General features: G+C 49.9%; 14 protein-coding genes. 13 read left to right on the forward strand and 1 reads right to left on the reverse strand.

What is annotated here, in order from left to right; translation table 11 throughout:
• The first annotated feature begins 16 nt into the window (after positions 1-16).
• Both traN and HW45_RS27600 read left to right on the forward strand, forming a co-directional pair.
• Positions 17-2119, forward strand: a complete 2103-nt coding sequence (gene traN / locus HW45_RS27595) for a conjugal transfer protein TraN (protein WP_160171241.1) — start codon at positions 17-19, stop codon at positions 2117-2119.
• A gap of 95 nt (positions 2120-2214) precedes the next feature.
• Complete coding sequence (locus HW45_RS27600; RefSeq protein ID WP_038231321.1) at positions 2215-2400, forward strand: hypothetical protein; 186 nt, start codon at positions 2215-2217, stop codon at positions 2398-2400.
• A 76-nt stretch (positions 2401-2476) separates the two neighbouring features.
• Here HW45_RS27600 and HW45_RS30210 read toward each other — a convergent pair whose 3' ends face one another.
• Positions 2477-2599, reverse strand: coding sequence for a hypothetical protein (locus tag HW45_RS30210; RefSeq protein WP_268745564.1), 123 nt, complete (start codon positions 2597-2599; stop codon positions 2477-2479).
• Positions 2600-2658: 59 nt separating this feature from the next.
• Between HW45_RS30210 and HW45_RS27605 the strand changes: the two genes are divergently transcribed.
• The 11 genes from HW45_RS27605 to traD all read left to right on the forward strand — a co-directional run bounded on the left by HW45_RS27605 (position 2659) and on the right by traD (position 14954).
• A complete protein-coding gene (locus HW45_RS27605; protein ID WP_038231323.1) occupies positions 2659-3003 on the forward strand; it encodes a hypothetical protein in 345 nt (114 codons plus the stop codon).
• A gap of 42 nt (positions 3004-3045) precedes the next feature.
• Positions 3046-3858, forward strand: a complete 813-nt coding sequence (locus HW45_RS27610; RefSeq protein WP_038231324.1) for a conjugal transfer protein TraF — start codon at positions 3046-3048, stop codon at positions 3856-3858.
• Positions 3845-4423, forward strand: coding sequence for a conjugal transfer protein TraF (traF, locus tag HW45_RS27615; RefSeq protein ID WP_038231326.1), 579 nt, complete (start codon positions 3845-3847; stop codon positions 4421-4423). Before HW45_RS27610 ends, traF begins: the two co-directional genes overlap by 14 nt.
• 11 nt (positions 4424-4434) lie before the next feature.
• Entirely contained in the window at positions 4435-5832 is a 1398-nt protein-coding gene (locus tag HW45_RS27620) for a conjugal transfer protein TraH (RefSeq protein WP_038231328.1), read from the forward strand.
• Positions 5833-5916: 84 nt separating this feature from the next.
• The gene (locus HW45_RS27625) at positions 5917-8757 is read left to right on the forward strand and encodes a conjugal transfer protein TraG N-terminal domain-containing protein (RefSeq protein ID WP_038231330.1); all 2841 of its coding nucleotides are present in this window, start codon (positions 5917-5919) and stop codon (positions 8755-8757) included.
• Between the two features lie 58 nt (positions 8758-8815).
• Positions 8816-9424 (forward strand): hypothetical protein, encoded by a 609-nt coding sequence (locus HW45_RS27630; protein ID WP_038231331.1) that lies wholly within the window; start codon positions 8816-8818, stop codon positions 9422-9424.
• Positions 9425-9804: 380 nt separating this feature from the next.
• Positions 9805-10407, forward strand: coding sequence for a hypothetical protein (locus tag HW45_RS27635; protein WP_051868461.1), 603 nt, complete (start codon positions 9805-9807; stop codon positions 10405-10407).
• A 146-nt stretch (positions 10408-10553) separates the two neighbouring features.
• A complete protein-coding gene (locus HW45_RS27640; protein WP_051868464.1) occupies positions 10554-11339 on the forward strand; it encodes a DsbA family protein in 786 nt (261 codons plus the stop codon).
• A gap of 119 nt (positions 11340-11458) precedes the next feature.
• On the forward strand, positions 11459-11650 hold the full coding sequence (locus HW45_RS27645; RefSeq protein WP_038231333.1) for a hypothetical protein: 192 nt from the start codon (positions 11459-11461) through the stop codon (positions 11648-11650).
• A 341-nt stretch (positions 11651-11991) separates the two neighbouring features.
• A complete protein-coding gene (locus HW45_RS27650) occupies positions 11992-12261 on the forward strand; it encodes a hypothetical protein (RefSeq protein ID WP_038231335.1) in 270 nt (89 codons plus the stop codon).
• Positions 12262-12875: 614 nt separating this feature from the next.
• Entirely contained in the window at positions 12876-14954 is a 2079-nt protein-coding gene (gene traD, locus HW45_RS27655) for a type IV conjugative transfer system coupling protein TraD (protein ID WP_038231337.1), read from the forward strand.
• Positions 14955-15176 lie beyond the last annotated feature (222 nt).

Consider the following 15176-nt stretch of genomic DNA (forward strand, 5'->3'; position numbering starts at 1 on the left):
GATAGCTGGCCTGATAATGAGCGCCGCGTTATTTAGCCACGTTTCTCAGGCCGCTGACCCATTGTCACTGCAAGGTATCCTCGATGCGCAGAAAGGCAATGCCCTGCTCACCTCCCTGTGTCAACGCGATGACCCTAAAGCGCAAGCCGACTGCTTGAAAGACGCCAACACGCCATCGCAAAGCCAGTATTACAGCAGCGATACCAGCCATTTAGGCAGCGCTCAGCTTCAAGGCGATGCCAATTTAACTCACCAAGGTCAAGCAGCCCTCAAAGCGCAAGGGTTTGAGGCCGAGGCGAAAGCCCGTCACGATAAAATCGCAGAGCTCAAGGCCGATGGCTCCATCCCGTCGCTATCGACGTTAGAATCACAATATGGGGACTACGTAAAAAACGCCGACGTAGTGGCAGGGGGCGTGAACGACAAATACCACGACTGCACCGGTGGCGTGACCTATCGCTACAGCAAGGTCAATCAAAGCTGCATTGTGCCAACGCACCGCCCTATCACGTGCACGTTGACGCGCGTTCGCATCAAAGACCAATTGCAAACCGGGACCGTGACGGTTCACCCTCATACCACTCAAACCGGTGCGCGAGCCGGGGAGTTTTATGCCTTTACTATGCCTGTCTCCAATGCGGTTATCACTCAGGTTAAGGTGCATCTGCCTACCCCCCTACAAGCCTTTTTTGGTGATAGGGTGTGGTTGAGTCTGCAACACCAATCGTTAGGCGTTATGACCGCAGACGGTTATTATCGTCACATACGAGCCATTGGCACGCGCGATTATACGTTTTCACCGAACCTATCCCTCTCCAACGCTAACGTCACCTTTGGCCTATCATCAGGGGGAGGTTCAAGATTCACGATTGGTCGTTCGCTGCACCCCACTCTCACCATCACCTACCGTCACGCGGTTCCCGTGATGGGCTGGCGTCACGATTGCAATGAAGCCCCATTGACGAAAGCACAGTGCACATCCACCGCGCCCATCTGCACACAAGGAGCAGGCACTCGCTCTGTCGCTAATGGGATGGGCGTGACGTCGCGTATTTCACAATCATGCTGGCAACAAACCCAAACGTGGACCTGCCCTGTCACGGATACCTGTGCTGCCTTGCCGCATACGTCGGTGGATGAAGCGCACCAAAAGGTCGGAACCGTCAACTGCGTCCCTCAAAGCCAAACGTGCCAAACCCAGATAGCGGGCGTGTGCATTGCCAACCGTGTCACTCAAACATGTACCACCAAAGTGGAAGAGAGCACAGACTTGGTATGCAGCCAGCCCAATGCGCTGACCGATTGTACGCGCTACCCCAATGAGCCGTGGTGCAAAACCCAAACTCACCGCTCTCCTCATGACATGGCGCATGCACTCACCAGTCTTGCGATTCAAAACGCCATGACCTGCGGCGCCGACCCCAACGACAAAAAGAATCCGCCAGAGTGCAAACTGGGTGGCTTTGACCCCAAAACGATGCGGTTTTTTGGGGGCGAAAGCAAAAGCTGCGGCATCGGGGCATTAGGCGCGTTTAACTGCTGCTCTGACAGTGACGGTTGGGCAGGGCAAATTGGGGCGCACCAATGCAACACAGAGGAGCGAGAAATTGCCGCCGCGAAACAAAAACATATCGTCATCAAACTGGGCGAGTTTTGCGCAGAGAAGATATTAGGGGCGTGCATTCGAAAAAAAGAAGCCTACTGCGTCTACCCATCAAAAATGGCGCGCATCAGCATCACGGCCGCACGGTCTCAAATAGGCAAATCGTTAGGCAGTCCAGAGCATCCCAACTGCGAAGGACTCAGAAAGGAAGAGTTTGCCAAGCTCGATTTTGAGCACATCGACTTTAGTGAGATTATCGGGGATATCAAACCGCCCACCCTGCCTAATGTCAATGCGCTGCACGCCAAATTCAGCGCCATGAAAAGCGATAACCTCAATCCCACAACCACCAATACAGGGGATGGTAAATTAACCGGCACACAGCTCACGCAGCGTTATCACGACCTCGACCCTCAAACCCTACGAGAGCAGGGACTGGTCGTGGAAACCAGTCACGGTGTCGAGCCTGACGAAGACGCCATTCGTGCTCGCTATCAACAGATGGGGACGCCGTGATCATAACAAGACACTCACTCTCCTAACGAAGAAAGAGACGAAGGAATGTATCCAAACCTACGTTTTTGGCCACCATAACTCAAGAGGACAAATACATGGACAACACTACTCAACGCCAACAAGAACCACCGCAAGACGGCTCGTCACTGTCATCGTTGCACCCTTATCTGCGCTTTCTTTTGACGCTCATCCTGTTCTTCGCTGCCGTAGCAGCGGGCACAACGTTAGGAATAGACAGTGCGCTAGCAAAGTACGGACTGGATTCAACAGGTTTATGGTAACCACCCAACACAAGGAACCATTTTTATGACATTAACACCACCCGTTCGACGTCTCATAAGCGTTTGTGCGACCGTGCTACTGATTAGCTGCTCGGCTTACGCGGGCGCTCGCCTTGGCACCGAGATCGGCATTATTCACGCCACTGTCAGCATTCAGGCGGCCGGCGATGATGGCCACCTTGAATCCAGTTCTATCCATTAATCCACCTTACCCCTGCAGACTCTGTAGGGGCAGGCTTTACCAAGGAAAATCAACCTATGACTACGTTATGCTCTCTTCTTAGCCAAAGTCTGACATCGTTACTCGCCCTTCTTCGTGTCGCTGCCGCCATTATGGTCATGCAAGCCACGTTGTTTGTATTTTCACTCTACAACATGCTCTCAAACTATGGGCCAGAGCTTCAACACCTGTCCTTAGTGCACTGGCAGCAAGGCATAGACACCCTCTGGTTTGGTGCATTTGATGTCACCATTCGTCTTGCAGTCCTGCTCCTTGGTGTTATCGCATTGAAACAAGTGGCCACTTATTCGGCGGGCCGTTCATCTCGCCTTGGCTCGCAACGCCTAAGACCACACGTGCCTGACCAGCCATCGTCGTTGTAGGCAACGCCTACGCCCCCTTACCTGCCGTTACTTGGAGGAAACATGAACACACGCTGCCTATCACAGGCCAACTCACCCTCACTGCCTTTCATCGCCTGTGCTCTGCTGCTCACGTTAAGTCTCCCTGTCTGGGCGCACACTGGCAAGGGATGGCAATGGTACGATGACCCAACGCCCACCGTGACAGAGCCTGATACGCCCAAGGTCAATACGGTGCACACGCCAATACCACAACAAAGTCAGCCACCCAGCGATGAAGCACTTAGCTATTCCGAGCAACTCAAAGCCTGGCAAGCAGAGTTTCAGGAAGCCAAAGCCGCGGCCGTCATGGCGCCATCGCCTGAGCACCTGTATCGATTGCAATCGCTCATCGAGGCGTCTTGGGACAAAACCCATCAGCTGGCAGACGCTTGGCAACAAACCTTACTGCTCCACCCTGAGCTGGACTATAACGCCACGCACCCCACTGGAGAGCGAGCTAAACGTGCGTTCTTTGAACAAAAAGACCAGCAAGTGGAAGCCACCTTAGCCAAACTCGCCCGTGAAGGGGCCGGTCTGTTTTTGGTGTTCCAATCTGGGGATGTCTACTTGCATGAATTCGCCAGCCAAATCCGCCAGTTTGCGGAGGGTGAACATTTATCCTTGTTAGGCGTCAGTCTGGATGGCAGCCCTTTGCCTGAGCTTAGTGAGGTGAAAGCCAACCAGGGTAAGCTCCATGTCGCAGTAACCCCAGCGGTCATCTTAGTGAACCCTCATACGCACACGCAAGTGGCCGTCAGCTATGGCATCAACAGCATCGACACCATCAAACGTCACATTCACTTTATCGAGAACGGTTACCATGACTCGCCTTAATACTATTCCTATGTTGAGCGGTATCCTGCTCACGCTACTGACGCTACTCGCGCCGATTGCCGCCAGTGCGTCAGGCAAAGACACGCTTGGCAACATGATAAGCACGCGCGCCAAGCAAGAATCTAGTGACATCACGACACTGCTGCGCCCTGCTCCCAAACCCAAACCGGCAACAACGTCCCCTTGGCAGTTGGTGTTTGTGTTCGCCGATTGGTGTCCGTATTGTCATCGAACCGCGCCTATCGTCAAAGCGTGGTCAAAGCGACACCATATTCCCGTGCGAGCCATCTCCATCACCCAGAAAGGGCTGCCCGATTACCCCACGTTTGAAGCGCTCAGTCCCAGTGACAGCGCGGCGTGGTTTCATGGCAGTATTCGCGTTCCCGCTCTGCTAGCGCAAAGCACAGCCAATCCCAAACGCATCATAGGACTGGCCACGGGCGCGGTCACCGACAGCCAGCTCACCAGTTTATGGACTCAGGGGGTAGGACGGCAACGTGTAGAAAGACCACGTCCACCTGACGGTTTTTACACTCGCACCCCTTACTCCACCTCTCGCCAATAAGGAGCCATGCCATGCTCGCTTTACTTTACCGTTTCACTTCGTGGCTGCGCGCCGCGAAGAGGAAGAGCGCCGTGTCACTGTTTGTCATGGTGCTCACCTTGTCACCGGCAGCCCAAGCCTCGGTCAATAACCAATTAGGCAACTACTTTGACGGTCTAGGCTATAACACCAATGTCACCAGTCCATCGGCCTTTAAAGGCCAAAGCGCCAATTACTTCAGCGCTGGCGGACTGTCGTTAAAAAATCCCGTGTCGAATCTGGAAATCGGGCAAATCAACCTTCCAGCGATTTCAGCAGGCTGTGGTGGCATCGATGTTTACGGCGGCGGCTTTTCATTCATTAATGCTGGACAGTTCAAACAGTTTTTACAAAACGTCGGACACGCCGCGGGACCACTCGCGCTGAAAATGGGGATCCAGACCTTAACCCCACAACTGGCAAGCCTACTGGATGAGCTTCAAGACTGGGCCAGCAAGTTCAACAACATGAGCCTGAACTCCTGTGAAGCCGCGCAATCACTGGTCGATGCTACGGGGCTGACCTCGTTAGCGCAAAACGCAGGCAAAGAGATGGCTTGTATCCGCTCGGCCATTGCTGACGGTAAAACGTCAGCCGATGCCAAAGCGCAGTGCTCTGGTGGGGGTGCGACTGCCGAAGTTGCAAAAGCGGCAAAAAAAGACGATTACGACCAACTGCCCGTGAACGTCAACATCGCCTGGAAGCACATCCGAAAAAACAGCTACCTCGCCCAAGACACCGAACTGTCTGAGCTGGTGATGGCACTCTCAGGTACCGTGATTTACGATGACCAAAGTCATAAGACCACGCTGCCGTCGCTGTACCTGCAAAACCAAAAGGGCATTGAGCTGCTGCTTAAAGGCGGTCACGGCGCCGATATCTACCATTGCGATAAAACCGACACCTGCCTGCACCCCACAAAAAGCACCATCGACATCGATGTGCAAAAGGCGTTCTACCATCAAGTGGAAACGACGTTAAACGCTATTGCTGCCGCGTACAAAAGTGATGCCAAATTCAACGACAAAGAGAACGCGTTTTTAGACATCACGCCGCTGCCTGTCCTGAAAATGCTCACTAACGTGATGGAGTCTCATGAGCCTGTGGCGAACTACGCCCACGATTACGCGCAAATCATCACCGCGAAGCTATTGTCTCGATACTTAACCGATTTATTGCACCTTGAGATGGCCGCCTTTACGGACTCCGACAACAGCAAAGACGCCGAGCGCATTCAGCGCACCATTGAAAAAATGCAGGCCTACTTGGATGAAGCCCCTAAAGCGGCGCTCAATCGTTTGGTTCAGCTCAATCAACTGGTTAACCAGCGCAAGCAAGCAGAGCGAATGATTCAGTCCAATATGGACAGCTTTACCCGCACCGCCATGTAACCCAGCAGGCCATCATCCAACGTGGCCTGCACCGCTTATTGTCGGTCTTTCCTTTACTTTATCTTTACTAGGAGCGCTCTTCCTATGTTAACCGTTCACGTCTTCTACGCTGGCGAAATCGTCAGAGAAGTGTTTAATGCCGTGGCCATGTTTGTCAAAAGCAAAGACATGACCACGATTTTAAGTATGGTCGCTTTAATTAGCGTCCCCCTTACCGTTATGCAGTTTATTGGCACGCACTCCCCCAAAGCGATTATCACTTGGTGCGCGGTCACGGTGCTCGTGCCCACCTTACTGATTAAATCCACCGAAGACATTCAAATCATTGATGCCAGCAATCCTTTGCATGTGACGACCGTGGGGAACGTGCCGATGATACTCGCCTTTCCGGCACACTTTGCCACACTCTATATGTTTGGTATCACCGATAGCATCAATGGGATATTTCATACCAACGAGGATGAGCAGTACAGCAAGACAGGGATGCTCTATGGCGCCACGTTAGTACGTAAAAACCTCACCGCCAAAATTCACAACCCTCAACTGCAACATCTCTGGCAGCAATACCTCACGAACTGCATTCGCCAAGATGTTGCCATCAATAACAAGTACACCTATGAGGAGTTGTTCAGCTCGCCAGACATGCTGACGTTTTTAAAAAACCATAGCCCCTCACCACTGAGACGCATTCTTGACCCTGGGCATGCCAGCCACTACAGCGCAGAAAGCGGCCGGTTCCCCACCTGTAAAGAAGCGCTGCCAGTGATTACCTCGCTCTTTAAACAAGAGGCCACCAACCAGCCGAACTACTTAAAACGCCTGCTTGGGGCTGATGGGGCCAACACCGCCAAACAAAGTGCACTGATGATGACCGCCATGGACAACGCCAATCACGCCTTGATTGATGTTTCTCAAAACGCCAGACAAACCATCTTACAGGCCATGGTGACCAACTCAACGCTCACCGGATTGATTGATGCCAGTGATGCGGTCGGTGCGGACGCGACTGCCATTCGTCTGATGGCCGCGCAAACCGAAATCCAGTCCAATGCGTTTATGGCCTCCACGGGACTCTGGGCACAAAAGCGCATTCCTATGCTGCAAACGGTGATTTTGCTGCTGATTATGTGCGCCTCTCCCATTGTTGCCGCGCTCGCCATGCTGCCGAACATGAGCTTAAAAGTGCTCAGCAACACCTTGATGGGCTACCTTAATGTCGCCAGTTGGCCGATTGTGTTCACCTTCATCAACTTTATCAGCCATGCCTTTGGCAGTGCGATGATGAAAAGCATCACCAACGCCGACGGTGGGGTCACCTATTACAATCTGGCTGAGCTGCATAAAACCAATTTGGAAATGAGCTCTATTGCCGGTTGGCTGATGATGCTCACCCCCATCATTACCCCGTTTCTAGTCAAAGGGGGCGCGTCCATCATGGGCAGCGCCGCCATGCAGTTTGCGGGCATGATGAACTCGGTGGGCGGACAAGTCTCCAAAGAGATTGCCACGGGTAACATCAGTTTGGGTAACACCAGTGAAAACGTGCACAGCTACGACAACACCCATGCCAATAAACACGACACTAACTATTTGGATAACCACAGCATGGCCAGCCAACAACTCGATAATGGGTCAATGAAACACCTGACGGGCAGTGGCAATGTCTATGACACCCGAGGGAGCCGTTCAACCACCGACACCAATATCCATTTAGGCGAACAGCGCTCTGCTTCATTGAAGACGGCGGCCACTCAATCCGCCAGAGCCACGCAGACCGAACAAACCAGTTGGCAAACCGCTGCCAGTGATTCTTGGAATCAGCTCCAAGCGTCTCGCCAGACTCTCGCCAGTCAAGAGAACTACGGCAACGGCTATAGCCAAAACGAGCAAACCTCAGACCGAGCCGCATTGGATGAAGTGTATCGCGCCACCCATGACTACGCGCAAAGCCATAATATGAGTGACAGTGACGCCTACAGCACATTACTGGCAGGCAGAATGGGCGTCAGTGGTCATATTGGTGGAGGGAAAGACAGCATTGTGGGAGGCAGTCTGAGCGCGGGTATTGAAGGCAGCGCCAGCACGGGAGCAACTCATACCTACACAGACGGGGAAACCCGTACCGATTCAGACTCTAAATCCACAGCCTTTAACCATGCTATGGACCGACTGGAATCGGCCTCAAAAACTCACACAGCAGGTGATAATCACAGCAAAGCAGCACAAAGTGAACAGGCTTACCAAGATAGCCTGAGCAATGTCGCCAGCCACAGTAAGCAGCTCAGCGCCGCAGTCAATCGCGAGCAAGCCGCAAGCCTATTGTACGAGCAATCAAAATCCGACAGTGCGGGCTTCAATCAAGACTTGTCTATGGGCTTCCAAAAATGGGCGAAAGAAAACCCTTCATTGTATGGTTATGAACCATTTGATGATGTGATGACTAGTAATGACAAACAGGATTTACGACAAGCAATGGCAAGTCTATATGTTTCTCAACAAACTGAAAAAGACATCAACAATAAAATAAACGCACTTACCCCAGAGCAAATAGATAGCGCTCAAGGACAAACCATGAACAGTGTCACCGACGCAGGGGCAAATGATATGGAGACCGTGACGGCGCAGGGTCAAACAACACTGAAGGCACATCATCAAACAGGACAAGATCTCTCCTCCACCTCAACACCGTTGTATGACGATAAGGAGCGTCAAAACACCGTAAACCAAGTAGATCACGACGTCGCTTCTCGCACCGAACACGTGAAAAACACCAGTGTGCGTCGCGGTCACCACGTAGAAGAAAACACTGATAAAACGGTGGCCAATCGAGGTGACGGACTCGACGTATTAGGAGAAGAACTGCATGAGATGAAGGAGAGCGTCAAAGACAGTGTTAAGTCCCTAAAAAACGAACTTTTTGACTAGAGTCTGTATAAATGATCAGGTATAATTGATGGTTATTTGAACACGGAGTACTTGGGTTATGAAAGTCTGGTTATCTTTGTTACTGCTCACGTTCGCTCAACTGGCGCACGCAGAGCCTGCCGCCTTTGGAATACGCATTAACACCACTACGTTGGATGAAATTAAACAAACGCATCAGGTTACGCCCATTGTTGCCCGTGACGCGATACATAACCCTGCCCCTCACGTCTGTGTTCATCGTAAAAAGGTAAGTTTAGGTTACCAATGTCAAGACTTACCGGAAAGCGTTGAACACGCCTACACGGTGGACATTCGAGACAGCGGCGTTCAATACTTTGAAGTACGTACCGACGATAATGGCGTCGTAAAATTTATACTGGTTGATTTTGCTTCCCCCACTCGTGATATAAACTCACGACTAGTGGAAGTAGGCCGCCACTTGATTTATAAGTATGGGGCTCCTCATATGTTCGAATATCCACCACTACAAGATGGCTACATGCGTTATGTTTATCCCACTACCAACGCATTTGTTACCAAATGGGATAAAGAAGATGATAAGTTTTTCTTCGTTATGTTATCTGACAAAGACTATCTCAAAACCACGCGCTACGATTTAACCCCATACTATCACCCTAAAGGCAAATCGGCTGCCGATCAGTTCTAACCTTATGGGGCAAAGATTTCTCCGACTTTGCCCCTACAGCTTTACTCTCCATACCAACACCTCTAAGCGGCATTACCCCAAAAGATATCCCCTTTATCCCTGCTGCTTTCCATTAATGAACATCCAAACACACCGTTGCCACCTCTTGGCGTGACGGTGTTCATCCTCATTTATCAATCACGCTGAGGTTTTAAGTCTAGACAAACTCCATAATAAGGTCATCACCTATACGTAATCGACACAACATACTATTAGGTCAATATTGCAACCTATGATTGTAGTTGAATACCTCCTCCTCTCTTCTTAATAGAGTAAAGCCGCTTTCTTGATGAAGGTGGAATTGACTCTACAACTTAAAAAATAAAAGGAAGATAGACACAATGAAAATAAAACTAACCGTTCTCAGTGTTGTCCTTGCCTTAGCAGGCTGCGCCTCAACGCTTGATGTACAAGATACACAACATAATCATTTGGTAGACACCAACAAACCTGTGTATACCTTAGTGAACTTACACCCTGATGGAACGCGCGCAAAACTCTACTCCTTAAATTATCAGCAAGGCGGTTTCATCCCTCGCTGTACTGAAGTCGATGTGCTCTCCGCCACCACAAAACTCATGGAGTTCACCGTCAAAGACACAGGCCAAACCTATCGCTATTACTGGCATAAACGCACACCTGATTTTACTCAGAACATTCAAAAATATTTTGGCACGACATGCGCTCCGCTCTCCAGTACGCTCAGCGACATTGACAAGCAAGGCATCAGTGATGGAGAAGCAGAAATCGGCATGACAAAAGCCGCCGTTATACAGGCTATGGGTTACCCACCTGTCTTTAGAACGCCAAAACCAATGGCAAGCCGGACTTGGGTCTATTGGACCAATCGCTGGAATACCATGACCGTGAAATTTGATGCGGCTGGTAAAGTGTCTCATGTGAATTACCCGACCTCTTCTTCTGGCGGCATTCACTTGTTTTAACGGTCTTCATTTCGCTGACGCAGTACGTCCTGAGTATGCTCTATGTGCTGTGTCAACAACACAAAAAAAGGCCCGTCGTGTTTACTCGTCATCTCACTCGCACCCATCCCCTTAAGTTTGGGGGAATTATTTTAAGAGTCATGCTAATGAAATCATTTATTTCTTTTCTTCTTGCTTTTCTTCTCTGTGCCTTATTAGGTGCGGGATTAAGCCTCATGTACGTACAAACTGTTATGATGCCCAAATTTGAAAGTAAAACCATCAAAGACACCAAAGCTGATCTCCTGGCTCACCCTGAATTTTTGCAACAAATGGCCAACGCTTACCAAGCTCAGCAAGAGACTATACAGAAGACCCAAGCCTCAGAGTTGGTGCTTGACCAGCTCAATGCCGTTAAACAAGGCATCGTAGTAGCTAAGCATTCAGACGCTCCTGTCACTGTCGTGGAGTTCTTCGATTATCAATGCATTTTCTGCTCCAAACTGGCGCCAGTTATCAATGACCTCAGCCAAGACGACCAGCTGCAGTTTATCTTCCATGAAACTCCGATATTTGGCAGCCGCTGGCCTGTGAGTACGCTCGCAGCAAAAGTCGGCAACGCTGTCTATGAAGCAAAAGGCATGCACGCCTATGATAACTACCATCGTGCGCTCTTTGCCACTGGACATAACGAAGGGCACTTGACCAAACAGGACATTCATACTGCGCTGGCTGACTTATCACTCTCAGTCGATGACTTAACGCTGTCTGACAATGAAGTCAATCACACCATGACGTTATTCCAAACGCTAGGCTTTAGAGGGACGCCTGCTCTGATTGTGATGCCAACCCAGCACCCTACGGCTGACAATATTCATGTGATATTTGGGGCCGACCCTGTGCAAATCAAACAGGCCATTGCACAGGTGAAACAATCCTTTAAAGAGAAGTAAGCTTCGTCTACCTTTCAAATTTGAACACTAAGCTTGCTAAGCCGCCGAGCGTAGTCAAGACGACTACGCTTACTATGAGGTCACCGTTTTGACCTTAGCCTGATAGAAGGAAACAAGACATGCAAAAAATCATCATTCAGTTCACTCAGGATGGTCGATACATCGACAACGCCTGGGAAGGTCGATTTCAAGCGCTAAAAGGAGACCAAAAAGCGGTCTCACCGTCACTAGCTATGCGCTTGGTCGGACAGCGCCTAGCCCATGCGGTTCTTGGAGAAGATGGAAAACCATTAACCTTGTCTGAGAAATAAAAAAAACGAGAGGCCACCTGACATGACACTCTCGAAAATTTGGGTGGTCGGACTCAATGAGTCCTTTATTGTTATAATTCTGAAAAACAAGGAGCAGACAATAATCCCCTCCTCATTATGCAACAAAGTGAATTAAACACAATAACTCAAAAAAAGCCGAAAGCCATGTTGGGGTGACTTTCGGTAAAGTAGCATTATCAATAATAACGTTGTAGTTAGCTCAGGGAGCTATAGAATGTCGGAAAGGTGATGATGGAGTCTAAGCATCATCACCTCTGTTAATATAAAGTAATAAAGCCTCAGCCATATAGAGAATAGTTTTTACAAGAAAACACCATATTATGACAAATCATCACACAGACGACTGGGTTTGCTTAGAAGATGGCGAAGACGATTATGTTATTGAACGTGTCGAACTTCGCGTCAAAGGCAAAAAGCCCCTAGTATTGAATAATCCCAGCTTTTCCAAATTGTTCTATAACGTACAGCAATACTTGCACATCAACCAAACGCAAGCCAAAGCACTACTGCAACTCACCATTGTAGACGTGCCAGACCCTTTGACTGCCACCGAACACCTAAAACTGGTGCAAGCTCTCAGCAAAAGGTAAGTTACCCACCGGATATCCAACCAAACGGGGGATAACCGCCATTTGATGAACGACATCAATCAGATACCACCAATAAACGGGCCAATCCTATCGATAGCTTGACCGAACGATGGAGAGTGTAACAAAGCATCAATATCTGGATAGATTGACCGGGTCACGTTGACTGGGTCACATTAACCGGGTCACGCTGACCACAAAAGCAAGAACACCGCTTCAAGCAATGACGCTGTAGCCAACTCTCATCCTGTTACACAACGTCCTTGTTCATGACCATGATCATACCTATAACAGAATGAAGATTGCCACCGAGAAAACGTGTCGAGTCGAGCTACAGCGCACTTATAGCTTACCGACCCTATCTGAATGAAACCATAGAAAAAAATTTCATCGAATAAACTTTGGTATGACAAGGCTGTAGCCGTTTGATACGACAAGCCAAGCACATCAAAAGTAGGTGATGACACCTCTTACTCAATCAAAGCACGGCTACAGCGCGCACACCCTAACACATCCTTATGTCAAGTGACACCACACCCCTCCCAAGAAGGCGTACTCTGACGTCACGTTTATCACTTGACCTATGTTCAATGACTTACCATTAAGGACTCAAGCCGATGGCCAACACCAATTACACCACTCGTGGAGGACAAATTGTCTTTCATAACTTACGTATGTTCTTTCAAATCCAAGGCTGGGTGGTCAAACTCGCGATGTTCCTCGCGTTCGTATTGACGTTGCTGTACACCTGGCTAGCAACCAGCACGGACACCTTGCTGAACGCCTTTTTCTATCTCAAGTTCCAACTCCTGATGTTGTTTCATCCTGCTGACAGTGCCACGTCCACCATGATTTATCACGGCACCACCTACAAAAACACCATCGTTAATTTTGCCAATAACACCATGCTCTACAACGATTGGGCGCACTTCGCCATGATAGCGCAGCTCGCCTTTGTGGCCGCCTTCTTTAGCGTCTGTTTGGTGGGTTGGACCATCATGCATTTCTTTAACCGACAAGGTCAAAAGCAAAGTGAAGACAAACACATTCGTGGCTTTCAGTTGGCCGAGCCGAAAGCGATAACCCAAACGCTCATCAAGCGCGCTAAGGTCAACAAAAAACGTGGCTATGGCAATGGCTCGATATCGAGCTTTAAGATTGATGGCCACGCACTCAGCAAACAGCACTTTGAAGTGCAGCACCTGCTCATTGATGGCACCACAGGCGCAGGGAAATCCGTCATGATACGCAAACTGCTTCGCTGGATACGGGGGCGAGGCGACAAAGCCATCGTCTACGATAAAGGCTGCACCTTTGTCAGTAAGTTCTACAACCCTGACACCGATGTGATTTTGAACCCCTTTGATGACCGCTGCGCTCATTGGGATATCTGGTGTGACGCCAAGGATGCGCCTGACTTTGAGAACATGGCCGCCGCGCTTATCCCTCAACATGGCGAAGGTGACCCGTTTTGGGTCGATTCCGCTCGCACCATCTTCTCTTCATCCGCGTACCGAATGAGTCAAGATGACCAACCAAAAACCACCGCTAGACTGCTCAGCTTAATCCTGACCTCAGAGTTGGAAGCGTTAGGGAGTTTCTTGAAAGGCACAGAAGCGACCTCCCTCGTCTCTGGGGACATTAAAAAGACCGCCATCTCCATTAAGTCGGTACTCGCCACCTACATTAAAAGCTTACGCTTTCTTGATGGATTGGATAGCCCAAACCGACCCGATGCGCTCAAACAGCGCTTTTCTATCACCGATTGGGTGCAAGACGATAAGCAGCGAGGCTGTTTGTTTTTATCCAGTAATGCGCAGCAACACGCTTCCCTGCGACCGCTGATTTCCACTTGGCTGGCCATTGCTTCCAATGCCATATTAGGGATGAAGCCTGATGAAAGTCGCCGTATCTGGGTAATCATGGATGAAATGCCCAGTCTGCATAAACTCCCTGAGCTGGGCACCATCATTTCTGAAGTAAGAAAGTTTGGGGGCTGTTATCTGATTGGTATCCAGTCTTATGCGCAACTCGTCAAAACCTACGGTAAGAACGCCGCCGATGAAATGTTTGACCTGCTCAATACACGATTTTTCTTCCGTGCGCCATCAGAGCCGATGGCACGTATCTCCTCAAAAGACCTTGGGGAGCAAGAGGTCGATATATCCAAAGAGAACATCTCCTATGGCGCCAACACCTTACGTGATGGGGTGTCTTTAGGTCACCAAACCATTACGCGTCCCGTGGTCTCTGCCAGTGAAATTCAAGCACTGGATGACCTGCAATGCTACCTGCGCACACCTGGCGTCAGTCTTATCACGAAGCTGGATTTGCACTTTGATAAGATGCGCGATATCTGCGCGCCCTTTAATAAGCGCGACATTGTCTTCTCTGCCGCCATGAACACCGCCTATGAGCAAGCGATATATCACGAATGCGTCGCGCCCACTCAACACCTCAGTACTGAAGAGCGCCAAGCATTAATCAAGGTGCAGGAGTCACAGTTTGAGAATGACGAGCAGATGCACGCCGAGACTAAGCCGATGAAAAACGCGCTAAAAAGTGACACGGTGACGCAGATGCGTGAAGAGAACAAAGCCCATCAACATGCTCATGAGCAAGACCAAGAAGCGCAGCGTAACATCGATGAAGCGGCGATTTCCCAAGAGCAGGAGTCCGGAGAGATGATTGAATAACTGTCACTAGCAGAAAAATGACTCACCACATACTTCATCAGACAATAGTGAGAAAAACACATAACCAACCACAAGCCTTGCAAGAGCAAGGCTTTTTAATTCCTCTTAACTTCCCTTCTCTAACCACTACACACCGCTCAGCTTTGCTGCCAGCGGCAATTTGCGTTGCATAAGGAAAAGATCGATGCTTTCCATTAGCCCCCTAAAATCGGCTGCAGGCGC

The sequence above is a fragment of the Vibrio sp. ER1A genome, from assembly GCF_000733315.1.
Lineage (GTDB): Bacteria > Pseudomonadota > Gammaproteobacteria > Enterobacterales > Vibrionaceae > Vibrio > Vibrio mediterranei.

What these genes read in the sequence shown, in the direction of transcription:
- traN (WP_160171241.1), top strand. Translation starts at nt 17, where the DNA reads ATGAGCGCCGCGTTATTTAGCCACGTTTCTCAGGCCGCTGACCCATTG.
- HW45_RS27600 (WP_038231321.1), top strand. Translation starts at nt 2,215, where the DNA reads ATGGACAACACTACTCAACGCCAACAAGAACCACCGCAAGACGGCTCG.
- HW45_RS30210 (WP_268745564.1), bottom strand. Translation starts at nt 2,599, where the DNA reads ATGGATAGAACTGGATTCAAGGTGGCCATCATCGCCGGCCGCCTGAAT.
- HW45_RS27605 (WP_038231323.1), top strand. Translation starts at nt 2,659, where the DNA reads ATGACTACGTTATGCTCTCTTCTTAGCCAAAGTCTGACATCGTTACTC.
- HW45_RS27610 (WP_038231324.1), top strand. Translation starts at nt 3,046, where the DNA reads ATGAACACACGCTGCCTATCACAGGCCAACTCACCCTCACTGCCTTTC.
- traF (WP_038231326.1), top strand. Translation starts at nt 3,845, where the DNA reads ATGACTCGCCTTAATACTATTCCTATGTTGAGCGGTATCCTGCTCACG.
- HW45_RS27620 (WP_038231328.1), top strand. Translation starts at nt 4,435, where the DNA reads ATGCTCGCTTTACTTTACCGTTTCACTTCGTGGCTGCGCGCCGCGAAG.
- HW45_RS27625 (WP_038231330.1), top strand. Translation starts at nt 5,917, where the DNA reads ATGTTAACCGTTCACGTCTTCTACGCTGGCGAAATCGTCAGAGAAGTG.
- HW45_RS27630 (WP_038231331.1), top strand. Translation starts at nt 8,816, where the DNA reads ATGAAAGTCTGGTTATCTTTGTTACTGCTCACGTTCGCTCAACTGGCG.
- HW45_RS27635 (WP_051868461.1), top strand. Translation starts at nt 9,805, where the DNA reads ATGAAAATAAAACTAACCGTTCTCAGTGTTGTCCTTGCCTTAGCAGGC.
- HW45_RS27640 (WP_051868464.1), top strand. Translation starts at nt 10,554, where the DNA reads ATGAAATCATTTATTTCTTTTCTTCTTGCTTTTCTTCTCTGTGCCTTA.
- HW45_RS27645 (WP_038231333.1), top strand. Translation starts at nt 11,459, where the DNA reads ATGCAAAAAATCATCATTCAGTTCACTCAGGATGGTCGATACATCGAC.
- HW45_RS27650 (WP_038231335.1), top strand. Translation starts at nt 11,992, where the DNA reads ATGACAAATCATCACACAGACGACTGGGTTTGCTTAGAAGATGGCGAA.
- traD (WP_038231337.1), top strand. Translation starts at nt 12,876, where the DNA reads ATGGCCAACACCAATTACACCACTCGTGGAGGACAAATTGTCTTTCAT.